Origin of the sequence: Burkholderia sp. Bp9143, assembly GCF_003853645.1 — a bacterium.
Lineage (GTDB): Bacteria > Pseudomonadota > Gammaproteobacteria > Burkholderiales > Burkholderiaceae > Burkholderia.
In genome coordinates, this window is record NZ_QTPO01000036.1 from 1 (window position 1) to 25,475 (window position 25,475).

21 protein-coding genes and 1 pseudogene are annotated in these 25,475 nt (G+C 59.8%); 13 read left to right on the plus strand and 9 right to left on the minus strand.

The window, feature by feature from the left end:
* Nucleotides 1-193 (minus strand): annotated as a pseudogene (locus DIE23_RS25075) (IS3 family transposase); the annotation flags it as partial.
* Between the two features lie 51 nt (nucleotides 194-244).
* Here DIE23_RS25075 and DIE23_RS25080 point away from each other — a divergent pair.
* On the plus strand, nucleotides 245-1,426 hold the full coding sequence (locus tag DIE23_RS25080) for an IS256 family transposase (protein WP_260436156.1): 1,182 nt from the start codon (nucleotides 245-247) through the stop codon (nucleotides 1,424-1,426).
* 686 nt (nucleotides 1,427-2,112) lie between these two features.
* On the opposite strand, the gene DIE23_RS25085 is transcribed toward DIE23_RS25080, so the two are convergent.
* From DIE23_RS25085 to tssI, 7 genes are all read right to left on the minus strand, one after another.
* Nucleotides 2,113-2,517 (minus strand): Imm1 family immunity protein, encoded by a 405-nt coding sequence (locus DIE23_RS25085; RefSeq protein ID WP_124614585.1) that lies wholly within the window; start codon nucleotides 2,515-2,517, stop codon nucleotides 2,113-2,115.
* Between the two features lie 7 nt (nucleotides 2,518-2,524).
* The gene (locus DIE23_RS25090) at nucleotides 2,525-4,321 is read right to left on the minus strand and encodes an RHS repeat-associated core domain-containing protein (protein WP_409364251.1); all 1,797 of its coding nucleotides are present in this window, start codon (nucleotides 4,319-4,321) and stop codon (nucleotides 2,525-2,527) included.
* Nucleotides 4,322-4,555: 234 nt separating this feature from the next.
* Nucleotides 4,556-4,915, minus strand: coding sequence for an SMI1/KNR4 family protein (locus tag DIE23_RS25095; RefSeq protein ID WP_124614586.1), 360 nt, complete (start codon nucleotides 4,913-4,915; stop codon nucleotides 4,556-4,558).
* A 338-nt stretch (nucleotides 4,916-5,253) separates the two neighbouring features.
* Complete coding sequence (locus tag DIE23_RS25100; protein WP_124614587.1) at nucleotides 5,254-5,637, minus strand: DUF2750 domain-containing protein; 384 nt, start codon at nucleotides 5,635-5,637, stop codon at nucleotides 5,254-5,256.
* A 110-nt stretch (nucleotides 5,638-5,747) separates the two neighbouring features.
* Nucleotides 5,748-6,191: a DUF4265 domain-containing protein gene (locus DIE23_RS25105; protein ID WP_221623364.1), complete on the minus strand. Its 444-nt coding sequence runs from the start codon at nucleotides 6,189-6,191 to the stop codon at nucleotides 5,748-5,750.
* A gap of 69 nt (nucleotides 6,192-6,260) precedes the next feature.
* The gene (locus tag DIE23_RS25110) at nucleotides 6,261-10,802 is read right to left on the minus strand and encodes an RHS repeat-associated core domain-containing protein (protein ID WP_124614589.1); all 4,542 of its coding nucleotides are present in this window, start codon (nucleotides 10,800-10,802) and stop codon (nucleotides 6,261-6,263) included.
* A gap of 50 nt (nucleotides 10,803-10,852) precedes the next feature.
* Complete coding sequence (tssI, locus tag DIE23_RS25115) at nucleotides 10,853-14,032, minus strand: type VI secretion system Vgr family protein (RefSeq protein ID WP_124614590.1); 3,180 nt, start codon at nucleotides 14,030-14,032, stop codon at nucleotides 10,853-10,855.
* A 357-nt stretch (nucleotides 14,033-14,389) separates the two neighbouring features.
* Between tssI and DIE23_RS25120 the strand changes: the two genes are divergently transcribed.
* On the plus strand, nucleotides 14,390-15,190 hold the full coding sequence (locus DIE23_RS25120; RefSeq protein WP_124614591.1) for a transporter substrate-binding domain-containing protein: 801 nt from the start codon (nucleotides 14,390-14,392) through the stop codon (nucleotides 15,188-15,190).
* An 82-nt stretch (nucleotides 15,191-15,272) separates the two neighbouring features.
* Here the strand turns inward: DIE23_RS25120 and DIE23_RS25125 are convergent, their stop codons facing one another.
* Nucleotides 15,273-15,476: a hypothetical protein gene (locus DIE23_RS25125; protein ID WP_059535665.1), complete on the minus strand. Its 204-nt coding sequence runs from the start codon at nucleotides 15,474-15,476 to the stop codon at nucleotides 15,273-15,275.
* Between the two features lie 679 nt (nucleotides 15,477-16,155).
* Between DIE23_RS25125 and DIE23_RS25130 the strand changes: the two genes are divergently transcribed.
* The 11 genes from DIE23_RS25130 to DIE23_RS25185 all read left to right on the plus strand — a co-directional run bounded on the left by DIE23_RS25130 (nucleotide 16,156) and on the right by DIE23_RS25185 (nucleotide 25,469).
* Complete coding sequence (locus DIE23_RS25130; protein WP_260436154.1) at nucleotides 16,156-16,521, plus strand: helix-turn-helix domain-containing protein; 366 nt, start codon at nucleotides 16,156-16,158, stop codon at nucleotides 16,519-16,521.
* A gap of 73 nt (nucleotides 16,522-16,594) precedes the next feature.
* Nucleotides 16,595-16,912: a hypothetical protein gene (locus DIE23_RS25135; RefSeq protein WP_124614592.1), complete on the plus strand. Its 318-nt coding sequence runs from the start codon at nucleotides 16,595-16,597 to the stop codon at nucleotides 16,910-16,912.
* A 209-nt stretch (nucleotides 16,913-17,121) separates the two neighbouring features.
* Complete coding sequence (locus tag DIE23_RS25140; RefSeq protein WP_124614593.1) at nucleotides 17,122-17,439, plus strand: type II toxin-antitoxin system RelE/ParE family toxin; 318 nt, start codon at nucleotides 17,122-17,124, stop codon at nucleotides 17,437-17,439.
* 3 nt (nucleotides 17,440-17,442) lie between these two features.
* Complete coding sequence (locus DIE23_RS25145) at nucleotides 17,443-17,724, plus strand: helix-turn-helix transcriptional regulator (RefSeq protein ID WP_124614594.1); 282 nt, start codon at nucleotides 17,443-17,445, stop codon at nucleotides 17,722-17,724.
* Between the two features lie 740 nt (nucleotides 17,725-18,464).
* Entirely contained in the window at nucleotides 18,465-18,992 is a 528-nt protein-coding gene (locus tag DIE23_RS25150; RefSeq protein WP_124614595.1) for a PAAR domain-containing protein, read from the plus strand.
* Entirely contained in the window at nucleotides 18,989-19,717 is a 729-nt protein-coding gene (locus DIE23_RS25155) for a VRR-NUC domain-containing protein (RefSeq protein WP_124614596.1), read from the plus strand. The genes DIE23_RS25150 and DIE23_RS25155 overlap by 4 nt, the downstream gene beginning before the upstream one ends.
* Before the next feature lie 9 nt (nucleotides 19,718-19,726).
* On the plus strand, nucleotides 19,727-20,842 hold the full coding sequence (locus DIE23_RS25160; RefSeq protein ID WP_124614597.1) for a DUF3396 domain-containing protein: 1,116 nt from the start codon (nucleotides 19,727-19,729) through the stop codon (nucleotides 20,840-20,842).
* 486 nt (nucleotides 20,843-21,328) lie between these two features.
* The gene (locus DIE23_RS25170; protein ID WP_124614598.1) at nucleotides 21,329-21,781 is read left to right on the plus strand and encodes a Panacea domain-containing protein; all 453 of its coding nucleotides are present in this window, start codon (nucleotides 21,329-21,331) and stop codon (nucleotides 21,779-21,781) included.
* 14 nt (nucleotides 21,782-21,795) lie between these two features.
* Nucleotides 21,796-22,740: a hypothetical protein gene (locus DIE23_RS25175; RefSeq protein WP_249180085.1), complete on the plus strand. Its 945-nt coding sequence runs from the start codon at nucleotides 21,796-21,798 to the stop codon at nucleotides 22,738-22,740.
* 49 nt (nucleotides 22,741-22,789) lie between these two features.
* Nucleotides 22,790-24,457 carry an Eco57I restriction-modification methylase domain-containing protein gene (locus DIE23_RS25180; protein ID WP_124614599.1) on the plus strand — a complete coding sequence of 556 codons (1,668 nt, stop codon included), beginning with the start codon at nucleotides 22,790-22,792 and terminating at the stop codon, nucleotides 24,455-24,457.
* Nucleotides 24,447-25,469, plus strand: coding sequence for a hypothetical protein (locus DIE23_RS25185; protein ID WP_124614600.1), 1,023 nt, complete (start codon nucleotides 24,447-24,449; stop codon nucleotides 25,467-25,469). The genes DIE23_RS25180 and DIE23_RS25185 overlap by 11 nt, the downstream gene beginning before the upstream one ends.
* The last annotated feature ends 6 nt before the right edge of the window (nucleotides 25,470-25,475 follow it).

The following is a 25,475-nucleotide window of genomic DNA, read 5'->3' on the forward strand; positions in this document are numbered from 1 at the left end:
CGCCATCGCGCTCCCCGCGGTCGACCTCGTCGCGTTTGACCCAATCCAGCAGCGTCTGCGGCGTACAGCCGATCATCGGCGCAATCGATTCGACCGCTGCCCACATCGACGGGTGTTCGCTACGCTGTTCGCGTACCAGACGCACTGCGCGCTCCCGCACTTCCGGGGAAAATTTGCTTGCCTTCTTGTTCATGACTCGATTCTCTCAAGAATACGAGCCTCCACAAAATCCGGTGCGGTTCAACTGGTGCCCGGAACGCTGGACCGGGCGACGATCAATGAGCAGCTCGCGGCGCTCAAGAAGGCGATCTTCGAGCGCGCGCTGGGCGGCGAACTGACCCACCACCTCGGCTACGAGAAGGGCGAAGCCAAGCCGGCCGGCAGCACGAACTACCGCAACGGCACGAGCCGCAAGCGCATCGCGACCGACGATGACCTGCTCGACGTCGAGATTCCGCGCGACCGCGAAGGCACCTTCGATCCGGTGTTGATCGCCAAGGGCGAGCGACGCTTTACCGGGTTCGACGACAAGATCATCGCGATGTACGCCCGCGGCATGAGCGTGCGGGAGATTCAGGGCTTCCTGCTCGAGATGTACGGCATCGAGGTGTCGCCGGACTTCATCAGCACGGTCACCGATGCCGTGATCGACGAAGTACGTGAATGGCAGCAGCGGCCGCTGGAGTCGATGTATCCGGTCGTGTTCTTCGACGCCTTGCGCGTGAAGATCCGTGACGAAGGCGTGGTGCGCAACAAGGCGATCTATCTGGCGCTGGGCGTGCGCCGCGACGGCACACGGGACGTGCTGGGCCTCTGGATCGAGCAAACCGAAGGCGCGAAGTTCTGGCTGCGAGTCGTCAACGACCTGAAGCTGCGCGGCGTGCAGGACATTCTGATTGCCGTGGTCGACGGACTGAAGGGCTTCCCGGAAGCGATCAACACTGTGTTCCCGGAAACGACCGTCCAGACCTGCATCGTGCATCTGATCCGGAACTCGCTGGACTTCGTGAGCTGGAAAGATCGCAAGACGGCTGCCGCCGCGCTCAAGGAGGTGTACCGGGCGCCGACGGCTGAAGCGGCCGCCGTGGCGCTGGACGCGTTCGACGCCGGCCCATGGGGCACGAAATACCCACCAATCGCCGCGCTCTGGCGTCGGGCTTGGGAGCAGGTGATTCCGTTCTACGCGTTTGCGCCGGACATCCGGAAGATCATCTACACCACGAACGCCATTGAGTCGCTGCACATGCAGCTTCGGAAGATCATCAAGGCACGCGGCCACTTCCCGTCGGACGAAGCCGCACTCAAGCTGATCTGGTTGGCCCTGCGCAACGTCATTGCCAAGTGGACCGGCTCCCGGCACGATTGGAAAAGTGCGATGACGCAGTTTGCGCTGCTTTACCCGGAGCGATTCAACGTCGAGGTCTGAGTCTTAACCCGCCTCACACACGAAATTCCGGATACCTCCGATCTGCTTGATCGCGCAAAAAATGTCAGTTGCAGTCCTTAGCGCTCCACGATACCTGCACATTTAGGAGGATCCGTCATTTGGGACTGCATGAACAAGCGGCCCAATACACCTCGACTGACAGGATTCCAGGGACGCCGGTAACACCAAGAGGACCACGCAATCGTCAGCTATTTTCCGAGTCGGAGACAATCTGCAACACTCTCATCAGTTGCTCATCCCTCGCGCCCGCTCTTCCTGCGTCTATATCGATCGATATGTTTTCACACGAGCAATGTAAGTTGTCGTCAGGTTGAGACAGAAGGATGCCCCAGCATTTTGAGCATTGGTAAAAAATCGTCTGCGAAGCGGGCAATGATTCGCCCGCCACATGATTCAGATCGATGATTACAAATCTTTTTTTAGGCATATCAAAATCAACCGGACGGACCGTGCGCCCCTAAAGCGTGAGCGACCCAAAAATTCGAATCCCCCGAACATCCATCGATCTTTCAAAAAACAATGGATCGATCCAGTCAACCGGCTTTGTCGCGCATTGATGGACGTTTATCCCTCCCGCTTGCCTGATTACGTCACTGCTGACAATTCTGCGGCCACTCGGATCATCAGTACCGACGCTCGTCATAGCGCAGCGTTGCGTCAAGCGTTCACCCGTCTTGCCAGTTCAAACTCGGGTCTGGTTTAGCAAATTGGCAGAAATACAAGGCCGCCTGTATTACTGCTGCTTTGTCTACACATTGTCTTAGCGGATAACTGCCGCGCTGCCCACCAACCACCAAATCAACGCATTCGTGCTCAGACTTGTCTGGGTCTGTCAGCGTAAAAAAGGTGTCGTCCGTATCAATCGCTAAAAATGCCACATATTGATTGCCATCGCCGCCGCCAACCGAAAACGTCGCCTCATCACTCATTAAAAACGCAATCGACGTACGGTCCTTACCATTCAGTTTCTCCACCGCTGATATGACTTGTGCGGCGTCGCCATACACCTGCTCAGTCACTTCCGAGCGGCTACCGATATACCTTTCTTCGATAATTTTTACTACTTGCATTTCAAGCTCACTTGGTCGGTGTGTACACTTGGGTTCCGCTGGGCGAATGCACGGTGATTGGACAACCCAAATTTCGAGCTAGTGACCTAAGTCCCCCCGCTCCCGGAATTCCGCACGCACGGCAAGGATCACGGTCCACCCACATTTCAGCGTGCGACGCCTTTCCGGCCATACCTGCGTTTACAGCCTTTTGCACTGCCTCAGCCTCTGCGTGAGTCTTTGTCTGAGCATTGACGCGATCCAAGGTGATCGGGGTTTTGGGATTTTGGTCGCTTGAATTGATTCCCTCAAAGCTTTGTCCGTTTACCCTCAGCAAAGACAGCGTAGACGTGTCTCCTTCAGAGCCTGCAGCTGGTAGTCCCAGTGACTGCCGACGCGCAGCCAACGAGCCGAAACCATCACATGGGGAACCTTCAAGTCCCAAGGGGTCAATCCATCCAGTCGGGTTCGCGACATATGCATAGACGTTGATTCCGCCGACGAGTCCGATTGGATCTTTTGATACGAACCGACCACTCTGCGCATCATAGTATCTATGGCGGTTATAGTGCAGCCCGGTTTCCTCATCGACCCGCTGCCCCTGGAACCGCAGCGAATTCCTCACCTCGATTCCCGCCACCGTCGACGCTCGCGCGATCACCTCACGCGCTTCACCCCACGCTTTGTACGACGCTTCCCACACGATGTCGCCATCGTCATCAGTCAGCAACTGCGGCGTACCGATCTGGTCACAGTGGTAATAGAAGAGCTTGGCATCCGCCCGACGCTCCGGCATCTTTTGCAGCGGATCTTCCTCCGGCACATAGCGGTCGGTACTCTTCCATTCCGGCGTCGCGATTCCCTCGACTGGCCCCGCCACGTACTGCGCCAGCGGCACGAACGTCCCCGGCTCGTAGATATAGTGCGTACCACGCTCGCCATCGCTCTCATACGCCAGCGTGTCACCATCCCACCCGAACACCGTCCGCTCGCCGTTCACCTCCTTGGCGATCCGTCGACCGAAAGCGTCATAGAAATACCGCGACCGACTCTGCCGCGACGTCTCGGCAACCCGCGCAAACAGCAAGCGATTGAACTCGTCCCACTCGTATTCCTGCTCACCCGCCGGCGTACGCTTGCGCACCAGATTCCCGCGTGCGTCGTATTCGAAGTGCATTCCCGCATACGCCTTCAGCAGGTTGCCCAGCACCTTCGGCACTTCAACCGGCAACGTGCTTGTCGGCCGCACAGGACTCGGACGTGATGCAGGCGTCTCGGTGGTTCGCACCGGATCGATGATGTTGCTCGCCGGATCGAACGCAAACCGTTCCTTCGCAACCGGACTGATCGCCTCGATCAACCGCCCGACCGGATCGTATCGATAGTCGGTCCCACCCTTGCGACTATCCTCGATCCGCGACAACTGCCCCGCCGCATCATAGCGATACCGCCGCTCGGCGAGCGGCGCGGGCGAAGTCGACCGCTGAATCGTCTGTTGCAGCACGCGTCCCACCGGATCGTAGTGCGTGCGCTGCCCGACCTTGCTCGACAGCACGCGTACCGTCTCGCGATGAAGGTCATCACGCTCGAACTGCACACGCTCCTCGCCATCGAGCAGCATCCCGTGCACATGCCCCGAGCCGTACATCAACCAGTCGACCGCATGGCCGTCCGGACGCACGGTGCGTCGCCGGTTGCCAAGTTCGTCGTACTCGTGATGCCACACGTAGCTGCGCCGTTCGCCAAACAGATCGTACGCGTGATGTTCACGCACCAGATTGCCGACCGGATCGAAGAAGAACTGCACGCGGCTGTATCGGTTCACAGCATCGATCAGCCTGCCGCTCGGATCGTAGGCAAACCGTTCCTCGCTTTCCCCTGTGACACACGTCATCAGACGACCGTTCAAATCGGCGTCGATCGATGTCACGCACCCGACCTCATCAATCGAAACGAGGCAGCCGATCTCCCTGTCTTGTCCGACGAGACTGGTCCTGCGGCAACAATTTCAGCCCCAACCACCAATAACACCAAGGGCCGCTCGCGCGGCCCTTTTTTCCTACACCGATGACTCAAAATACCAAATCAAGAAATCGTTAAATGTAGCCCAGCGGGCCGGGACCTTCCATTTTAGAAAATAATTTAGAACCGAAATATCGAGATCATAGACGGCGCCATCGTCCTTGCCGTACAGGTACATCCCCTCGCTTTCATCCGATGTTAAAGCCAAATACTGTTCCGGAATACCGTAGCGATCCCTAACATACTCCGTTTGGTCTGGAATTGCGGGAATAGATGGGCCCTCGATATCAAGCAACTCAGCAACAGGTCGCGGACTTATAAAGCCCCCCTGATACTTGAGGTAGAATTGTCCGAAATCAGTATCTGACGCAACACCCAGATCCTGAAGTGCCCTCATGGCTGTTTTTGGATCATCCCTAGCGATGTCACCAGTAGACCCAGCCAGATACTGCTCGACTGTTGATGGGATCACAGTTTGCGCCCTTCGCTTTTTTGTAATACTCGCCCTACCGCACGATCTCTCCTGAATTTCCGCCAATCAATGCCAAAGATATCGCGACCGACGGGGCAGTGAGGATTTTACAATTTTCATACGAAAGCAATTATTGCGATCTGCACCACTGCAACTTCATTTGCGCCGACTTTTAATTCTAAGACGGGGGGTTACCGTTCGACTTACATTGCCGATGCGGATTAGTGCGACTCCGCCTCACAAGGATGATCTCGTTAGCAGCATTATTCGTATTGCTCGAGTTCCCGTCTGATCAGTTTTTCGAGATCCATGGGCAACATGAGTGTTCCGTGATCACTCGGCGCCGCGAAGACAGCACAAGTTCGCTGATCATTCGCCATCCCCGGCAGCCATCGCTCTAGAAAATCATCTAGAGGAATCGCCTTTGGACGAAATCCCTGCCATTCATCAGTCGCGCATAACTTTGCGAACTCCTCCTCAGGCCAGAAAGGCACCACTGTCGCTGCACCGGTGCGGGCAGTGGCCCATCCCTTATCAAAGAGGCTCCAGACAACTTCAAAATCAGCGACCTTGCGGACGAAATATTCGCATCGAGACTGTGCATCGAGTCGCAGCACGTTCTCTATCTTCTTCAGATGTGCCGTCATCGATTCTCACGTGAGCCATTGATGCAACGATGATAGATACTGCAGACCAATTTCTGCGACCTAACCCGTAGCCGACGGCATCGTGCCCCCAGCATCTTCCGATACATTACTTAGTGCAGTCGTAGAGGAACTGATGCGAGCGACTCACATTCGAGTGCCCGGTCGCCACTGACGCCCCCGTGTTGCAAGCACGCGTCCTCATATGCAACATACTCACCATCAGATTGCGAAGCGAGCAACGCGTCGATCTTTCCGAAATCAGCATCGGAAGGAATATCAACCGCGAAGAGGGAAAGCCCAGAAGTGACGGAACATTGTGCTCCGAGCGACTTCAGATCGGAAATGATCGATGCTTTGGTGTCGGGGTCCTCGGCAAAAACTCGCAGCGTTGAATGTCCTCCCCGAGCAACCACCGATGTTGCAAACAGTTCACCATCGACATCCTCAACCGCTACCGTGTCCCCTTTACTCACGCCACAGACGTAATACGGCACATTGTCGATAACACAAGATAAATCATCCGAAAATATCCCCCAGAGAGATTCATATTCCATCGGAGGATATCCATCCTCGTCCTTCTTCAATCGAAAAATAATCTTCCTAAGCTCTTGCATATTTCGTCCTTAATTGTCACACGGCGTACGTCCCAAACGATTAAGTCGCTTGAAATTATCCTTGATTCTATCCCACAACCGTCTATTACACTTGCGGCACAGAACCTGCGTATTCGCTTCATCATTTGCTCCGCCTAGGACGTCCGGCTCAATATGATCAAATTGGCGCTCATTTGTTGGCGGCGTGACCCCTCGTTGACTCTTCTGTCCTGGAACAACTTCAACCCCGCAGCATTCACAGGTTTCTTTCCCGAAGAATTCCTGATTCTCTTTCGCGACCTTGTCCTTAACGGATTTCGGAATGCGAGCCAAGCCAAGGGGGTCAATCCACTCGATTGGATTCGGAGCGTATTGGTAGACGTTGACGCCCCCATTAAGCCCGATGGGATCCTCGGAGGTAAATCGCCCGGTTACTGGATCGTAATATCGATATCGGTTATAAGCGAGCCCGGTTTCATCATCAACCTGCTGTCCCTGGAATCGCAGCGGATTCCTCGCCACGATCCCCGCCGCCTTCGACGCTCGCGCGATCACCTCCCGATCTTCACCTAACGCCTTGTACGATGCTTCCCACACGACTTCGCCATCGTCATCCGTCAGCAACTGCGGTGTACCGATCTGGTCGCAGTGGTAATAGAACAGCGCCGCGTCGCCCCGCCGCTCCGGCATCTTCTGCAGCGGATCCTCCTCCGGCACGTAGCGATCCGTACTCTTCCATTCCGGCGTCGAGAACCCCTCGACCGGTTCCGCCACATACTGCGCCAGCGGCACGAACGTTCCCGGCTCGTAGATATAGTGCGTGCCACGCTCGCCATCGCTCTCGTACGCCAGCGTGTCGCCATCCCACCCGAACACCGTCCGCTCGCCGTTCACCTCCTTAGCGATCCGTCGACCAAAAGCGTCATAGAAATACCGCGACTGGCTCTGCCGCGACGTCTCCGCAACTCGCGCGGACAGCAAGCGATTGAACTCGTCCCACTCATATTCCTGCTCACCCGCCGGCGTACGCTTGCGCACCAGATTCCCGCGTGCGTCGTACTCAAAGTGCATCCCCGCGTACGCCTTCAGCAGGTTGCCCAGCACCTTCGGCACCTCAACCGGCAACGTGCTTTCCGGCCGCACCGGGCTCGGACGCGACGCGGGCGTCTCCGCAGTGCGCACCGGATCGATGATATTGCTCGCCGGATCGAACGCAAACCGTTCCTTCGCGACAGGACTGATCGCCTCGATCAGTCGTCCGACCGGATCGTACCGATAGTCGGTCCCGCCCTTGCGGCTGTCCTCGATCCGCGACAACTGCCCCGCCGCGTCATACCGATACCGCCGTTCGGCAAGCGGCGCGGGCGACGTCGATCGCTGAATCGTCTGCTGTAGCACGCGTCCTGCCGGATCGTAGTGCGTGCGCTGCCCGACCTTGCTCGACAGCACGCGTACCGTCTCGCGATGAAGGTCGTCGCGCTCGAACTGCACACGCTCCTCGCCATCGAGCAGCATCCCGTGCACATGCCCGGAGCCGTATATCAACCAGTCGACCGCATGGCCGTCCGGCCGCACGGTGCGTCGCCGATTGCCGAGTTCGTCGTATTCGTGATGCCACACGTAGCTGCGCCGTTCGCCGAACAAATCGTAGGCGTGATGTTCACGCACGAGATTGCCGACTGGATCGAAGAAGAACTGCACACGGCTGTATCGGTTCACGGCGTCGATCAACCGACCGCTCGGGTCGTAGGCAAACCGCTCCTCGCTCTCCCCCGCGACACGCTTCATCAGACGGCCGTTCGCGTCGACGTCAATCGATGTCACGCAACCTGCATCGTCAACCGAAACAAGGCTGCCGCTGTCCTTGTCATACTGATAGCTTGTCGACTTGCCGTCGAAGCCGATTTCCTCGATCAGCCGCCCTGCCGGATCGTAGCGGAACTGGTACGTCGCAAAGTTCGCATCGGTCAACGCGGTCAAGCGACCGAGACGGTCATAGCGATACGCAAGCGTCTGTCCGAGTGCATCCGCTCGGCTCGAAATGCGGCCAACCGCGTCATAGCCGTATCGTGTCGATCGATTGAGTTGATCGGTATGCCGCAACAAGCGACCTTCTGCGTCGTATTGCACCTGCTCGACACCGGCCGGCGACCGAATCTCCGTCAATTGGCCGTTCAGACCATAGCCATAGGCGACTATGCCTCCCGAAGCGTCCTTTGCCTCGATCACGCGCCCGATTTCGTCGTAGCGCCACTCAGTCTTCTTTCCGGAGCAGTCCGTATAGCTCGTGAACTGCCCGGCGTCGTTGTATTCGAGCGCCTTCGAGCCACCCTTCGCATCGGTGATCTGCGTCGGCAACCCCTTGTCGTTATAGCTGTACTTCGTCGCATGCTCGAGCGGATCGATTTCCTCGACGAGGTTGCCCGCATCGTCGTACTTGCGCTCCCATGCATGGCCATTCGGATCGACGAGCCGGATCATCTGATCCTTGTCGTCGTATGCCATCTCGACGACGCTGCCGTCCGGACGCTCGTGCCACGTCCGATTGCCGCGTGCGTCGTAACGCATCTGTTCAATGCTGCCGTCCTGCAGAATATGCAGCGTCAGATTGTTGTGCTCGTCGCGCCGGAACCACTCCTCGCTTCCGTCCGGATAGGCGATTCGATAAACGTACCCTTTGATGTTGAAGTAATAGCGCGTCATCTGACCAAGCGCATCGGTCACATAGGTGAGACGGATATTCGGATGCCACGCAAGACGGATGTCGAGACTGCCGTCGTCCGCATACTCGCGCACGCATTTCGCGTTCGCGTTGTCGTCAGCGTCCGCGCCATCCCATTCAAGCGTCATCCCGCGGCCAGTGCGATCGGTATAGCGCGTCACGAGATGTCGGTTGTACTGATAGTTCCACGCGTTGCCGTGCCGGTCGGTTGCCCGGACGAGATCGCCCGCTTCGTCATAGGCGTAACTCGCTAGCGTACGGCGCTTGCCATCCTCGAGCACCTGCTCGATCAGTACGATTCGCCCTTGTTTGTCGTGCTCGAACGACAGCACGTTGCCGCTCGCATCGATCAAGCGTGCCACGCGGTCGAGCGCGTCGTAATCGAGCGTGATCGTGTTGCCCGCGCGATCTTTCTGCATCGCCAGCCGGAACGCATTGCCGCGCCGCTCATACACGTGAAGCTGATCGTGGCCGTATGCAATCGTGACCCACGTCTCGTCAAGACGCGACAGCGTCAGATTTTCCGAGAGATCGGCATATACACCTCCGACTGCAAGCGCTTGATATTCGATGCTGCGCCCGCTGGCGTCGCGGAAGAACCATGTGTCGCCTTCGGCATCGATGCGCGTCGTGTACGGCGTGAGCCACCGCGCGCCGTGTTCGCCGTTGTCATATGCAGACAAGCGTGACCGATACGTACGCGCCCAGACGAGCGGCAATGCACCGTGCAGTTCGAAGTCCGTATGTGTGAAGGTCTCATCGCCGAAAGCAAAATCGATCGACCCAGTCGACGCACCGATCTGGCACCCCTTGCAAGGACTCTGGCCGGCGCCCTCCGCACGCGCCTGCTGTCCTGTCGCCCCCACCGGCTCCTGCGGACGATCATGCTGTGCCCGCCCCTTACCGCCGGGCGGCACGTCGGCGGTCTTTTCACGAAGCTTCCCGCGCGCGCGCACCCTTGCCACGGCCTCGATCACTTGCGCGATCAGCCACAGCATCTTGCCTTCCTCGCTGCCATTCAGATCACGGATCGCGTTCGCGACTTTCGGAGCCTCGGCCTTCAGGAATGCGACGATATCGCGGAACGGTTGCAGCCACGAATCCGGAGCGAGCTTCGCAGCAGTCCCCATCGTCGCGTTCCCGGCTTCCTTCCCCAACGCGATCGAGCCTTCGTAACCGTACTCGATCGCGTCAACCACCAGCATCGGGTTGTACCAGGACCGCTTGTCCATCTTCTGAGCGATCTTCGCAGTTCGTCGTACATTCGCGCTGCTGTCGAAAATTTGCCCTTTGAGGGCAAGCTCCAGCCCGGTAGCAATACCGACCATCAACTCCTGCGCCTTGTGCGCGCAGTCGTTCAGCAATTCGACAAGAACGTCCTGCAGGGTCTTCAGGAAGTTTTCGATTTCAGTCGCGGCCGCGGCGTTGACATGCGTGACGAGCACCGAAATGAGCGCCGCGCCGAGATTGCCGCGAGACACCAGCAACTGATTGCGCACGAGCGCCAGCAGCGGCCGCGCCGACAGTCGAAACGATGCCAGCGGCGGCGGAACCGGAATGACGCCGATCAGGTTGATCGCAAGCCCAAGATAATCGAGCAGGTTGGCGTGGCGCTTCTCGACGATCATCACGATGTCGCAAACCGCGTCGTAAAACGCCATCAGGTTGCCGATGATCGGCACCGCGCTTGCGAAGGTTTTGAGATCCTCGAACGAAATGTGATTGCCGCTGATCTTGAGCAACCACTTATTGAAACGGTCGCCCCCCGCCGCCACATCTTTCGGCGAAATATCGCTGAGCCAGGAAACGGCCTGTTCCTTCTCGGCGCCCGGTGGAAGTTGTTGTGCCATGTCGTTCTTCGTTCAAATCGTTTTTTCAAGACGGCTGATAAGCCGCCCTCTCAGGATTTCAGCGGTCCGCCGAACCCGCTCGTCGGCAGCTTCATGCCGGTCGCACCGGCAGCGGATGCCACCGTCGTAGCGCCCTTGCCGGCGATCCCGGCGACACCTGGTAGCGCGCCCTGCACTGCACCGGACGCCGCATTCGCAACCGGCGTGGCCAGCGCCGCGAGCCCGCCCTGGCGCGCCGCCTGAACCATCCCGGCCACCTGCTTCGCAGCACTGCCCAGGCTCGAAGCCGTCTGTAGCGCAGAAACAGCGCCTGCCCCACCCAGCGCACTTGCCGCAGCCGGCAACGCAGAACTGGCCAGTCCGCCTAACGCAGCGCTGGCCCCACCTCCGCTCGCAAGCCCCATCGCAGCCGTCGTCGCCGCAGGTGCCATCCCCTTCAACTGGCTCGCGAGCTGCTCCGTCGCTGCGGCCTGCGCCGCCTGCGGCGACGGCTCAACCGGCTCGACTGGCCACTGCGCCTGCTTAAAGTAATTTGCCGGCTGATCCGACTCGCGCGGGTCCTTCCCGAACTCGACTCGCACCGCCCCCGGCGGCAAACCACTCACAACCGTATAGCCACTGTTGTCGAGCGCGCCCTTCTTCAGCACGGCGCCATTCACGTCTCTCACCGTGAACAGCCCGCCCTTCACCGCCTCGCCGTTCACATACTTGTGAAACAACTCCAACTGTCCCGGCTGATCCGGCCGCGGGCTCGGCAACGGATACCCCATGCTCGCCGGGCCCGCGAACGTATGGGACGCACCCTTCACGTCCACCGCGCCAGGCGTATGAATCTCGATATTGCCGCCCTGGATGCGGATATAGCCGCCGCCGCTCGTCAGCAAAATCCCCTGATCGGCCGCGATCTCGATCCGATCAGTCGCCGACACGACCTTCACCGCCTTCTGCGCAGTGACTTCGACGTTGTCCGACTGCGCCTGAATCTCGACCTTGCCCTTGCCGGCGAACAGCTTCATCCCCGCGTTCTGCACGAACAGGCTCAGTTTCTGCCCGATGCTGCCGATCAGCGACTTGCCCGTCGCGACATGCACGCTCTGCCCGCTCGCGACGTTCACGTGATCGTTCGCGACCATGTGCAGCGACTGCTGCGTCGACATCCCGATCCCGGACGGGCTGCCGAACAGCATCACCGGTTCCTTGAACGCATTCGCGCTGCCCGTGCCGCCGCCTGCCGTGCGTCCGCCGGATGCGTTGCCCGACGCGCTGTCCTGCGTCGCGTCGGTGAACGCGCGCATCGTGTCGTGCGCATCCTTCAGGCTTTCCGCCTGATGCTGCTCGCTCACGCCCGACATCGCCTCGATCAGGCTCTCGCCCGTCACGAGCTGCTGCTGCGCTTCCTTCACGTCGAGCGGCTGGCTGTTCGGCACCTTCGGATGCGTGGTGACGTACAGGCCCTGACTCGCCCGCACCGCGCCATACGCGTCCGAACGCAAATCGAAGCCACTTCCCAAATACGACCCGCGCGAATTTCCGTTCTGGTCGATGATGTAGCCGAGATGCAGCAGGCTGTTTGCGCTGCTGCTCATCAGCTGCACGCGGTTCTGCCCGGTCGCGTCGTCCATCACGAGATGGTTGTAGCCGCTGCCCGAATACTCTTTCGACCGATAACCGGAGAGAATCCCGTCGCTATGCCATTGCGGCTGATTCGCGCCGTTGTACACGCGCCCGACGGCCAACGGCCGGTCGCAATCGCCGCCGACGTAGTCGATCAGCACTTCCTCGCCGATCCGCGGCACATGCACGCCGCCGTAGCCGCCACCAGTATCCGACTGCACGACGCGCACCCAGCACGACGCGTTCTCGTTGCCCGGGTTCAGACGATCCCACACGAACTGCACACGAATCCGGTTCAACTCGTCGGTATAGACTTCCTCGCCCTGCGGCCCGACGACGAGCGCCGTCTCGAGGTGCATCTTCGGCTTCTCGTGTTCGAACGGGCTGCGATACGGCACGTTCACGCGCTGCGCCTCGACCTCGACAAGGTAGAAGCCGACCGAGCCGTCGTCATGCGGCACGCGAAATGCGGGATCGGCACCATAGCCCTCCTGCGCTTGCGTCAACGCATCGCGCAGGCTGTACGGAAAGTCCGCGCTGCTGCTCGCCACAGGCAGGTTGTTCTCGATCCACCACTCGACGCCGATCGCCGCGAACTCGCGCTGGTCGGCCGGATCGCGGTCATGTTCGGGATGATCCGACAGCGTGAAGCGCCGGCCGGCATCGATCGTGCGCACGCCGCCCGCGCCATGAAAGCGCTTCGCCTGCGACTCCCACTCCTCCATCCGCACCTTCGTCAGATGGTCGCCGCGCGTCTGGTCCAGATACGTATACGCACCGGTGTACTCGTAGACCTCGAGCTGATCGGGCAATTCCCCCTGGCCGCCCATCGTCGGCAGCGTCGTGCCCTTCGGGTTCGACGGTTGGGACGGATTCTTGTAGTCGAACGTGCGCGTCGTGCGGGTCACGCTCTGCAGCGTGCGCGAGCCCGACCATTGCGTAAACGCGTCGGCTTCGCTCGCCGCGCCGCCGCGATAGAAGCGCACGGTTTCCGGCGACAGCGGCGCGAACGCCTGCAAGTTGTCGGTGATCACGAGCGTATGCGACTTGCCGTCGTCGGCCTGCTGCCAGATGCTGTAGAGGCCTTCGCTCTCCATCAGCCGATGCACGAAATGCCAGTCGGTATCGTGCTGACGCGTGTACGAACGGTTCGGCAGCGGCTGCGACAGCGCGAAGCGGAAATGCCCCTGCGCCTGCGGATGCTGATTCAGCACATCGCTGATGATCTGGTCGACGGTCGTGTCGTTCCAGAGCCGCTGGTCGCGACGAAACTTCAGGAAATGGGTGAAATCGGCGAACGTGAGCTGATAGGTCGTGAGACCGCCGTCGGCGCCGAGGCGGCGCGCGGTGTGCACGTACCCGTTGATCGGCCGGTAGCTGCGATCGCCCTGCTGGATCCACAACGTGACCGGCTGCGCGATCAGCTTTTTGAGTTCCAGATCGCTATCGGTCGACAGCACGTCGAGCGTGAATTCGTACGCGCGCCCGATGCGCGAGCGGCCGACCGCCCGCTGCACGGTCAGCACGTTGGCGCCCAACGGCGTATCGAGCTTCAGCAGCCTGTCCTGCTGAAGCAACCCGCCGCGCAATGCGGCAACAGTGTTCTGCATGTTCATGGCAACGGCCTTTTCTTCTTTTGACGCGCCCTCGGATGGCGCGTTGAGCGATTTCGCTCGCGCGATTTTACAGACAAATTACTGCGCGAATCGGAAAAATGACCTGATTTAAAAGAGTATTTTTAAGCGTATTCCGAATAGGCCGGGAGAACGGTTCGAACGCCTGTTCGGCACGTAGAAGCCACGCCGTCACGCTGCACGGCTCACCCTTCGCCGGCTGAAATCGCTTGCAATCAGGGCCAATTCGACTTCCGGCGCGGCCCGGTTGCGAGTAGTGTCTACGTGCCCGTATTCCGGCCCAGCCCGGCACATCGATGCCCGGCGCTCGATTACCACACTGAACACTGGAGATCTGCGATGAAACGTTCGAAGTTCCTGCTGTCGGGCCTGCTGCTCGCGTCGGCCCTCGGTTTCACGGCCGTCGCCGCGCACGCGGACGACCTGCTCGACTCGGTAAAGAAAGCCGGCGTGCTGCGCGTCGGCCTCGAAGGCACGTATCCGCCGTTCAACTCGCGCGGCACGTCGGGTCAGCTCGAGGGCTTCGACGTCGATGTCGCGAACGCGGTCGCCGGCAAGCTCGGCGTGAAGACGCAGTTCATCCCGACCGAATGGAGCGGCATCATCGCGGGGCTGCAGGCCGGCAAGTTCGACGTGATCGTCAACCAGGTCACGATCACGCCGCAGCGCAAGGAAGTGCTCGACTTCAGCGAGCCGTACACGTACTCGGCCGCGCAGCTGATCCAGCGCAAGGACGACACGCGCAACTTCAAGTCGCTCGAAGAATTCAAGGGCAAGAAGCTCGGCGTGACGCTCGGCACCAACTACGACCAGATGGCGCGCAGCGTGCCGGGCATCGAGGTACAGACTTATCCGGGCGCGCCGGAGAAGCTTCGCGACCTCGCCGCAGGCCGGATCGAGGCGACGCTCGACGACCGCCTGATGCTGCCGTACATGATCAAGACGTCGAACCTGCCGCTGCGCTCGGGCGCGGTGCTGAACGGCGGCAAGCAGGAGATGGCGATCCCGTTCCGCAAGGGCAATCCGAAGTTCGAGAAGGCGATCAACGACGCGCTGGATTCCCTGCGCAAGGAAGGCACGTTGAAGAAGATCTCGATGCACTGGTTCGGCAGCGACGTGACGGTGCCGGTCGCGCAGTAAGCGGTTCGCCGCGCTTTCATCGCGTCACGTCCTTCGCCGCGGCGAAGGCGTGACGCGCCTCTTCAGTTCTGTTCCCTTCCCCTCAAGCCGCTTCGTCAAAGCGCGCAAGCAGCATCTGGCCGATCGGCGTCAGCGCCGGACGCGCGGCCACCGCATTCACGCGTACCTGCGTATCGTCGACCAGACGCTTTTCGACGAGCACGGCGAACGCCGGGTTCGACGGGTCGACGCTGTCCGGTGCGCGGGCAATGCGCAGCAGCATCGAAAATTCGTGCGGACTCAACATGGTCCCTGTCTCCTGATCGTCCGCGATCCAGCTCGATCGGCGTCGATCGTGTTTTCGAATGAAATGGTGCGAGGCATTGTCGATGCGTCGCCGGGAGCGAGATCCCGGTTGACCGCTGCGCGACGCGGGCACGGCGTCGCGTGCGGGTTACGCACGCCCGGATCGCGACGGTGGTGCCGCGACGGGAACGTTCAACCTTAGGGGGGCATCGTGACGCGGGCGTGACAGGAAAACGGGGGCGCAGCGATGCGTGCTGGGTGCCCGGATTGCTCCGCGTGGCGCACGCGGTACGGATCGGGGCGGGAGCGTAGGTATCTTCGGCCTCGAAGGTGACGCTTGTGGCCGATCCGGATGGGCAGTGCCATGCGTTCAGGACATTAGCCGCCCCTGCCAATCCGTTGCAAAATTCGCCCCCTTCAAATTGTTAGGACTCCCATTACTCTCGGCGCGATTCCGTTGACGGGACAGGCGGCGTTCGCCGCTCGAAATCGAATCGCCTCTCGCAGTTTCCCTCTCCCCGGAATCTTCGCCCCGCCTCATCTGCCGTTCGGTCAGTGTTTCTATACCGATTGGCCAATTTGCACTCAAAGCAACAGAAAACGCCTACATTGAACGTACGTCAAAGGATTTTTCTCTCCGCAAATCTTCACCGAGATTGTGAAAGATCGTGTCGAAATCAATGAACTTCAAGCAGGCAGACCACATGGAATTTTCACGACGTTTGAGACAGCTCCGCGTCGCTCGCGGTTTAACCCAACGCGAACTCGCAAGTGCGGCCGGGGTCTCGGTCGAGCTAATCCGACGCATCGAAGCCGGAACCTCGTTTCCCAAGTTGAACGTCACTCGCCAACTGGCGATCGTGCTGCAGGTGAGTGCCGGAACGATCGTGTTCGGCAATAAAGAACTCGAGGTGGGCGGCGTACTGCGGGATCAGTTCGAGGTGCTTGCCACGATGCCCGAGCATGTTCGCGAGCTTGCGCGCGAGTTGCTGGATGCGTTGATTGTCAGAAACCGGCTCCAGGAGAAGAGGAGCGCAGCGCAGTAAACGAAGCGCGGGCCGTGAGTGCGCCAACACTCACGGCCCGCTGACCACAACCAACTCAACAGAGGAGTTGATCATGGCTGACGCCAATCATAAGTCACGTACGAAGCACCGGGAACCGGAGACCACCCTTTGGTTGCCGCTTCGAGGTTCACCCGATCCGGCCATGTGGTCCGATCTGCCCTGCCTGCCGTGGATGGAAGTGATCGATGCACACTTCAAGCTGTTCGGTTTCGAACCGGGCGGGCACGTTTACCTCTCCATCAGTCACGCCACCCGGAAGATTACGATCACGCCGGATCATTCGGATCCGCGTGTCAGAGGTCATGTGGTGGAACGCATCCCGCAGACCGGCACCCAGTTCGATCTTCCGGGGATGTCGTTGACGGGCTAGTCGCTCGACGCATCGTGACGCAGTTGAAACTGTGAGCGGGCTCCCGCGCCGTTGAGGGCGAATGCGTGACATGAGCGCCGCATAGTCGTCACCGCCGGCGCCACTGCTGCTTATATCCACGCATCAAAGGATGAGCGTCGATTCACTCCACGTGGATTGCACGCAGTGGACCACTCACCCACCAGATATAGCAAAAAAGCGATAAACTGATGACTTGGCATGTTGAGTTGATACCCGAGGCGACGGCCGAGTTGCTGGCGCTGCCTCCCGATATGCGAGCCCGCTTCCTTCATATCGCGGAGATGCTGGCGGAGTTCGGCCCGCAACGCGTCGGGATGCCGCATGTGCGCGCACTTACGGGAAGGCTGTGGGAAATCCGTATGTCCGGGCGTGACGGCATCGCGCGGGCGATCTACGTCGCACGGGCTGGGCAACGCCTGATCGTGTTGCACGTGTTCGTGAAGAAAACACAGAGAACACCGCGTTGCGCTATCGAAACGGCGTATGCCCGGATGAAAGAGGAGTGAGCAATGACCGGCCTTGCAACTTTGAAGAAGCGCCTGCTAGCCGATCCGGCCACGCAGGCCGAGTACGACGCACAAGCACCGGAGTTCGCCGTCGCACGCGAGCTCGTCGCCGCACGCGTGCGCGCCGGATTGACGCAAGAACAGGTCGCCGAGCGGATGCAGACCACTCAATCGACCATCGCGCGGATGGAGAGTGGTCGCACGATGCCGTCGCTGCGTACGCTGGCCCGCTACGCGAAAGCAACGGGAAGTCGTGCCGTGGTACGTCTGGAAGCGATGAAGTAGTTCGATTGTCGCGTGATGGCACCACGCGAAGGCAGCGGAATTCGATGGACGATACGCGTCCCCGCGCAGTGACGACGCCGCCCCGTCGGGACCATTGCCGCGATGCGCAAGCTCCCCCTGCCGGCGATCTCCACAAACGAAATAGGGGTTACGGATAATTCCGTAACCCACTTTCGGATTTGGTGCGGCTGCAGGATCAACAATCCTCATCCAATCCACTGATTCAAAACGAAAATTGAATCAACGATTGGAGCACAAACCCCCAAACATACCCCCAATCGGTTAAGCCCATGCGGACGAGGCCATCGAGCGAGAAATTGCGGCGTAAGTCGTCGATCGCCGGCCGCCCGAACAGAAAACTTCTGGAGATTTGGAGATATACGCTCAATTCACCCCGGAAGCCTTACTGGGCAAGGGTCCGACTATCTCCAAGTGTATCTCCAAAACACTCATTTACTTGGAGACAAAGTTGGAGATAGCCGGCAAATAGGTCGCATGACGCCAGCCGTGTCGAGAAGCACCCTGCGGTCTGGAACGCTGCGCGCAAAGAAACTCCCGTGCCGCAGCCCTCCCCGATGCCACGGCAAAAGCTAGCCTTGTGTTCAATGAAAAGTGACTTTGGCCGGTCAAAAATTGCACCGCGCCATTCACTTGCGAAGCCTCCCGGCAACTTTGACAGGGTAGTTACCCTTATTCGGTGCGTGCTACAGTCCTCGCAAAATTTCAACAGAGGATTCGGCATGAGTTCTGCGTTCATTCGGGAAGGCGATACGACCTCGCACGGTGGCCGGGTGCTCGCCTGCACGTCTACCAACATCGTCTTCGGCAAGCCACTCGCCCTCGAAGGCGACATGGTGTCGTGCCCGAAATGCAGTGGCGTCTATCCGATCATCGGCGTCCGGGTGCGCAGCATGACGTTCGGCGGACGGGCCGTGGCGACCGATGGGGACAAGACGGCGTGCGGCGCAACGCTGATCGCGTCGCAAGACGAGGCGACGGTAGAACCGACGTCCGGCGCGGGCGGCTCGATCGGCGCGGGTAGAAGCGTTCTGGCACAGAACGTCACGCAGGACGATGGCGCGTATCGCGGACGCTTCCAGCTCGTCGACGACAGGACGCGCGAACCGATCGCCAACCACCCGTACACGGTGACGTCGGCGGACGGCAAGACGATCCAGGGCACGACCGATGCGAGCGGCCACACTGATTGGCTCAGCAGCCACCAGGCCTCTTCCCTATCTTTCCAGCAGCCCGGGAGTAGTGAATGAGCGGCGGCTACTCCCCAGGCTCGTCGCCTGGGGGCATGAGCCCAACCGGCCAGACGACTCAGGTAGGGGTAAGTGCCGCCAAGCTCTCACCGAAAGACCGCAAGGTTCTGTGTCACACGTTCTGCGAGTGCCGGCGCATCGGCGTCGCAACGAAAGCCGGAACCATCCAGCGGCAGCGGTGCGTTGAGATGCGCCTCGGGCTGCCGAACGAAGTGTCGAAGATGCAGACAGGCGTTCCGACCGAATACCGCCCGGAACAGCCGTACGATATGACAACGGATCCGCCTGAGCCGATCGTGGACTACGAGGACCCTCTCGAGCCCAATACAGGGATTCGGCAGTGGATCAAGGACAAGTGGCCGAGCAAGGGCAAGAAGTACGAGAAGGGCGACGTGCGCCGCCCCGACGTCGTCATCGTGAACGACCCGGCACTGCCGCCCGTGCAGTCGAACATCAAGACCGTCGTGGAGATGAAGTTCCCCGGGGACACGTACGGGCCCGACCAGGAAGACGACTATATCGAGATCGCCGGCGGCCCGTCCAAGTTCGTCCACCTCGGCGCGGCTGACTGCGGATGCGGCGACGACGACGGGCAGAAGAAGACTTCGCGCTCAAGGCAAACCGCCTCACAATCTGATCTGGACGAACTGTACGGGACCAGTCCCAGCGCGCCCGGAGCCCCGCCGCTCCCGCCGCCGCAACTCCAGCCGTTCCCTGCTTTGTAAGCTGACGCCATGACAAACGACGAAATCGCCGCCTGGGCCAAGGATCCGCGTCGAGCGGACACGATGCCCTTCGGCCTGTACGAGCCCGCGCACCAGAAGGGCATCACCGGTGCCGCCTTGGTTGTGCGGGGCGTGCTCTACTTCCGCGACGGCTTCACACCCGCCGTCCGCCAAGCCTTGGTGCGCTGCTTCACGCAATACAACGCGGCGATCGAGGAATATAACCAAGCGCTCCAGGTGGCAGCCGGCGAGCAGCCGTCGAAATCCGGGCCGCTGCGTTGGCTGTACGCCGAGGGACAAGAGCCGGCCCAATACGACAAAGCTCTGGGATTCGAGAGCATCGCGGCGCGCGTTCCCGCCGATGAAACGCTCGCGGTCGCCATGACGAGCGCCGAGCACAAGCTCGCCACCGGGTTCTACGAATTTACCGTGTTCGCGCTGAGCGAAGGGAAAGCAGCGCGCAAGCGCGGTCTCGACGGCCTGGCCTTCACGGTGCCGCGCGCGTTTCTCCTCCAGCGGCCGGGCGTATTCGAAACGCTGTTCAATGCCTTCGCGAAGGATCTACCGACCGTCCACGGGCACGGCGGCCTGGCCGTGAACGTGCCTCCGATGGGGCGGCGGCCGAACGAGGCCAGCGAGTATTTCTACGCGCGCCGCTTCGGGCCTGGCATCGACGTCGGCGATCCGATGCGGTCGACTGTCCGCAAGCTCTACACGAAGATCAAGACCGTTGACTGGCTGAACGCGCTCGACGGGGATCTCGTTCGCGCGGCTGGCGGCGCATCGTCGCTCATGCTTCCGCCGGACTGGTTCTCCCGTCAGCCATTCGGCGATGACGGACTACTGATCAAGGCCGGTGTCGCACCGGAGTCGGGCGTGTTCAACGGACCGGGAATTCCCGTCTCGCCGCCGGCCGCGTACGTCATTCTGAATCGCGCGCTGAAGCCGATCATTGCGGATTCGGTCGATACCCTGCAGGACGGGACGCTCGATAGCACTGCGCCCCTGCTCAATACGGTCGTCGCGACCGAAGGATGGCTGCGCCGCTTTGATGTGTCGGATGACCAGCTCAACGCCTACTGGGCGGAGCTGCACAAAACACCAAAACTCCATAAGGATGCGTAGCCGTCTAGGCGCGAGCGTCGTTCGCGAAAGACACTGCCTTCGGAGCTTTACCGGCACGCGACATTTCTTGTTACATCAAAGCCTTACGCAACTCGCAAACTGCAAAGCCAAAGCTGCACAAGGTTAATCAAGGCCGATCCAGCCCGTCCAGGCGGCAATTTAGCTGTACAACGTCGCGCTGTTCCGCCACGGCTACTGCCTCGAGCTTCGCGTCACGCGGGACGCAGCCACCGGCGAATCGCGACGGCATGCCCCTGCTCGCACCAGAAGTGCCGAACTCGCGCAGAAATCTGTTGACTAAACCGTAACCTTGCACTACCCTCCGCTCACCAGCGGCGGCGCCTATGTATACCGGCGCCGCCGCTGGTGATTGAGGCAAAAGTTAAAGTAGAACTTGAAATTTGCACTGTATAAACATACAGTGATGCCATGTGGCTATTGGAGCCGAGCGTCGCGAACACGACAAACACCGGCGAGGAAAAGGAAATGACGGTTACAGCACTGCAGCTCGCAGGGGAGATCATTCGCCGCTCCAGCGCGAATGGCCGTCTATTGACCAATTTGTCAGTGCAGAAGCTGGCCTATTTTTGCCATGGCTGGCACTTGGCGCTGAAAGGTACACCACTTGTTAGCGAGAGGTTCGCTGCATGGAAGTTTGGGCCGGTCCTCCCGAGCGCTTATCACATGCTGAAGGTGTTCTCTTCGAATCCCATCCCACCATCGCATCCGCTCGTCGGAACGGCACCGACCCTTTTGGATGCCGATTCGGCAAGCGTCGTTGATCGCGTCCTTGAGTTGTATGGTCGCTACACTGGCGCGCAGCTCGTGGATATGTCCCATGTTGCGGGCGGCCCGTGGGCAACGGCATGGGAAGCGGGCCAGAGCGAGCTCGATGATGTCGCAATCCAAGCGTATTTCCGGTCGCTCATTAAGCACTAAGCCGCGGGGGAGCGGTGTCCGATACAACTGAAGAAAATGGCGGCGGCACCGCCGAAGGCGTTGATACGTCCGGAATTACCATTGTCGAAACACCTGTGGGGGTAGCTCCGCCGGTTGCCGATGCTGGATTTGTTGCCGATTCTCCGCGTCATGCGGAGTACGAAGAGAGAATTGTTGCATTCGTCGACGTCTTAGGGTTCAAGGAGATTATCAAGCGATCCGCCACTGAGCCCGAACTCGTCCGCAAAGTTCACCACGCCCTTGATGTACGCAACAACGATTGGGCGACCGTGTTCGCGGCCGACGTCGGTTTGGACATGACGGCCGCCGACTTCCAGGATCGACTGCACTCGTTCTCCGATTTCGTGGTCGTATCGGTCCGACCCGATATCCGCGAAATTGGCTTGATGGTCTACATCATCTTCAAGATTTGCCGGCAGCTTCTCGTTTCCGGCTTTCTAAGCCGCGGCGGTATCGCAAAAGGTCTGCTATATCATCGCGACGACTCCGGGAAAGATGCCGAGGCCGGGCCGCCGATGGTTTTCGGACCGGCGTTCGTCGAAGCCTACTTGTTCGAGTCGTCTCACGCGGACGGCCCACGCGTCATTCTTCAGAACAAGGTCCGGGAGCACATCCTTCGAAAATGTTCCGAATTGCCCGATACGAAGTTGACATCGTTTCTCCGGACGCACGTCCAACGTGCCGCGGACGGACCTGCCTTCATCGACATCTTTGCCGATTTCGGACCGAACGAGTACTACGAAACAGCGCCTGATATTTCATCTGAGGTCGAGACTATTCGGGCGCATATCTGCGACGCACTCAACCGCACCGCCGACAAACCGTTGTACTTCAAGAAGAACGCTCAGTTGGCACGCCAATTTAACGCTGCACTGGAAAAAGCTGGACGCGAAGAGCTTATGATCAACGGCGATCAGCTTCCGACCCGCGAGTACTAATTCACGCGCTCCCGTTAAGAGCGGCGGCGCTGCTTCCCTGGATTTGCAAGTGACTCTCGTACACTCCATCGATCCCGACGATACGCCCGCTCTCCGTAAGGAGCGAGGCGCATTCTTCACGCCCGATGCGATCACCCGATTTGTCGTCAACTGGGCCATTCGGACGCCGGACGACTTGACATTGGAACCGTCTGCAGGCGATGCAGCGTTCCTTGTCGCCGCTGTGGACCGCCTGCGCGCTCTGAACCCGCGCAAGGATTCGCGCCCGACTGTCGATGGCGTCGAGATTCACGCACACAGCGCTCGCATTGCGGACAAACGCGTCCGTGAAGCTGGTGGTAAGGCTCAAATTCTGCACAGCGACTTTTTCGCGGTCGAACCGAACCCGGTCTACGACGCAGTTGTCGGCAACCCGCCTTATATTCGCTACCAGGATTTTTCCGGCGAATCACGCGCACGATCCCGCGAGGCCGCCCTTCGGGGTGGTGTATCGCTGACCGGCCTCGCCTCCAGTTGGGCCGCATTCACTGTTCACTCCGCTATGTTCTTGAAGCGGGGTGGTCGGCTCGGACTCGTACTCCCGGCCGAATTGCTTTCCGTGAACTATGCGGCTCCCGTGCGCCGATTTCTATTCAACCGCTTTCGCGACGTGGAGCTCGTGCTCTTTGATGAGCAGGTGTTCCCCGAGGCCGAGGCCGACGTCGTGCTCCTACTAGCCGACGGTTATCTCGAAGGCCCGGCACATCACGCGACTATTCGGCAATCGAAGAACGTCGCCGACCTTGCGTCGCTTGGCGCAGGACAAATTTGGAGGCCGACTGATCCGGCGGCCAAGTGGACAAGCAGCCTGATTGACCCGAAAGCGATCGAGCCGCTGCACGAGCTACTGCAGCGGGGACTGTTTACTCACTTGGAAACGTGGGGAGACACTACTCTCGGAATTGTCACAGGCAACAACAAGTACTTCACTCTCTCGCCAAAGCGAGTGAAGGAGCTCGGCCTGCGTCGCAATGAATTGCTGCGCCTTTCGCCGCCAGGAAGTTCTCACCTGCGTGGCCTCTCGCTCTCCAGCGCTATGCTGACCAAGCTGGGCCGCGAGGGGCACGCTACCTATCTTTTTTATCCAAGCGATCCACCCTCCGCTGAAGCCGCAGCGTACATCGAAGACGGCCATCGGACTGGTGTCGATACGGCATATAAGTGCCGCGTCCGCAAGACTTGGTACCAAGTGCCGCTTGTCCCTCCCGCGGACTTGTTATTGACCTGCATGAACGCGGACACGCCCAGGCTTACCGCAAACGATGCTGGGGCTCGCCACCTCAACTCGGTGCATGGGGTGTACCTCGACGGCGTGCACCGAGAACTCGGCCGTGAGCTTTTGCCGCTTGCAAGCCTGAACTCGGTCACGCTCCTGCATGCAGAGATGGTTGGTCGCGCCTATGGCGGGGGCATATTGAAGATTGAGCCAAAGGAGGCAGATGTATGGGCGATGCCTTCACCCGAGTTGATATTGGCCCGAGCCAACGCACTTCGCGCAATCAAGCAGCAAGTCGCTGACCTCCTCGACGAAGGCAGACTGCTCGACGCCGTCGAGATCGTAGACAAAATAATTCTTCATGGATGTGGTGACTTGTCAGCAAAACACGTCAAACGCATCCGGCAAGCGAGAGCCGAGCTCGCCCACCGCCGTACAGTGAGGGCAGCCAGTGGCCGCTAAACAATCTACAAAAGCAAAAGCCTGGGTCCTTTTCGACCGAATCGTAGACCTCGCCGCCCCTAGCGGTGCCCACAGCAATCCTTGGAAAAAATACTCCGACGGACAGTTGTGCTTCGAGCCGGACTACGACACGCTCGTCCGATTGCTGGGTGTCCCGCTTTACTTAAATGCAGAGACTCAATCCGGGGTTCCCGCGTTGGCACTCGATGTATGGCTCAGCTATGAGCTACGACGAGCAGGCTTCGGTAAAGATCAAGCTTGGCCGCGACCAGTCCATCCCCGCATCCTGCCGGCGCCTGTCGCAGCGTTGCTGAAGGAACTACCCCGCAAGGTCGGAGATGCTGTTGCCGAACGACTGACCAAAGAGGCGTCGATCCGTGATGTCACGTCCTCGAGCGCGTCCATCCTTGGCAAGAATTATCTCAAGCAGGTTGACGTAATCATCACGGACTGGGCCACGGGGCCCGAGTTGCTGATTTCGACAAAGCGAATGGATTCCTCTTACGGAAAAAATGCCCCGAACCGAGTCGAGGAGTCGTACGGTGATGCTAAGAACCTGCGATTGAGGCATCCCCTTGCTGCTCTCGGCTTCGTGTTTGGGCTCCGTTCCGACATCCTGCAAAAAGAACCCCGTACTGCGGCGTGGCTCTTCGATTTGCTCGGCAAGCTCGGACGCGAAGACGATGCGTACCACGCCACCTGCCTGGTCTTGATGGAATACGCGGACGACGCTCATATACCGGACACCGGGGAAGAAAGGCACGTCGAAGGCGTGCCGGAACCAGGCCTCGAACCGGACAAAGAGGAAGATCTGCCCGCACCCGCCTCCGAGTCCGAAGTCGACAGGGAGATTGCGCGACTACCAAAGGTGACAATCCTTGAAAAAGAGACTCCAGAAGACCTCGCTCCTGGACGCTTCCTCGCGGCAATGGTCACGCGTGTTCTTGACGCAACACCGGTCAACATGCACGAGACAGCGCGGCAACGTCGTGCTTCGCCCGAACTCGGATAGGGTGCG

What these genes read in the sequence shown, in the direction of transcription:
- DIE23_RS25085 (WP_124614585.1), bottom strand. Translation starts at nt 2,517, where the DNA reads ATGCAAGTAGTAAAAATTATCGAAGAAAGGTATATCGGTAGCCGCTCG.
- DIE23_RS25095 (WP_124614586.1), bottom strand. Translation starts at nt 4,915, where the DNA reads ATGAGGGCACTTCAGGATCTGGGTGTTGCGTCAGATACTGATTTCGGA.
- DIE23_RS25100 (WP_124614587.1), bottom strand. Translation starts at nt 5,637, where the DNA reads ATGACGGCACATCTGAAGAAGATAGAGAACGTGCTGCGACTCGATGCA.
- DIE23_RS25105 (WP_221623364.1), bottom strand. Translation starts at nt 6,191, where the DNA reads ATGGAATATGAATCTCTCTGGGGGATATTTTCGGATGATTTATCTTGT.
- DIE23_RS25110 (WP_124614589.1), bottom strand. Translation starts at nt 10,802, where the DNA reads ATGGCACAACAACTTCCACCGGGCGCCGAGAAGGAACAGGCCGTTTCC.
- tssI (WP_124614590.1), bottom strand. Translation starts at nt 14,032, where the DNA reads ATGAACATGCAGAACACTGTTGCCGCATTGCGCGGCGGGTTGCTTCAG.
- DIE23_RS25120 (WP_124614591.1), top strand. Translation starts at nt 14,390, where the DNA reads ATGAAACGTTCGAAGTTCCTGCTGTCGGGCCTGCTGCTCGCGTCGGCC.
- DIE23_RS25125 (WP_059535665.1), bottom strand. Translation starts at nt 15,476, where the DNA reads ATGTTGAGTCCGCACGAATTTTCGATGCTGCTGCGCATTGCCCGCGCA.
- DIE23_RS25130 (WP_260436154.1), top strand. Translation starts at nt 16,156, where the DNA reads ATGAACTTCAAGCAGGCAGACCACATGGAATTTTCACGACGTTTGAGA.
- DIE23_RS25135 (WP_124614592.1), top strand. Translation starts at nt 16,595, where the DNA reads ATGGCTGACGCCAATCATAAGTCACGTACGAAGCACCGGGAACCGGAG.
- DIE23_RS25140 (WP_124614593.1), top strand. Translation starts at nt 17,122, where the DNA reads ATGACTTGGCATGTTGAGTTGATACCCGAGGCGACGGCCGAGTTGCTG.
- DIE23_RS25145 (WP_124614594.1), top strand. Translation starts at nt 17,443, where the DNA reads ATGACCGGCCTTGCAACTTTGAAGAAGCGCCTGCTAGCCGATCCGGCC.
- DIE23_RS25150 (WP_124614595.1), top strand. Translation starts at nt 18,465, where the DNA reads ATGAGTTCTGCGTTCATTCGGGAAGGCGATACGACCTCGCACGGTGGC.
- DIE23_RS25155 (WP_124614596.1), top strand. Translation starts at nt 18,989, where the DNA reads ATGAGCGGCGGCTACTCCCCAGGCTCGTCGCCTGGGGGCATGAGCCCA.
- DIE23_RS25160 (WP_124614597.1), top strand. Translation starts at nt 19,727, where the DNA reads ATGACAAACGACGAAATCGCCGCCTGGGCCAAGGATCCGCGTCGAGCG.
- DIE23_RS25170 (WP_124614598.1), top strand. Translation starts at nt 21,329, where the DNA reads ATGACGGTTACAGCACTGCAGCTCGCAGGGGAGATCATTCGCCGCTCC.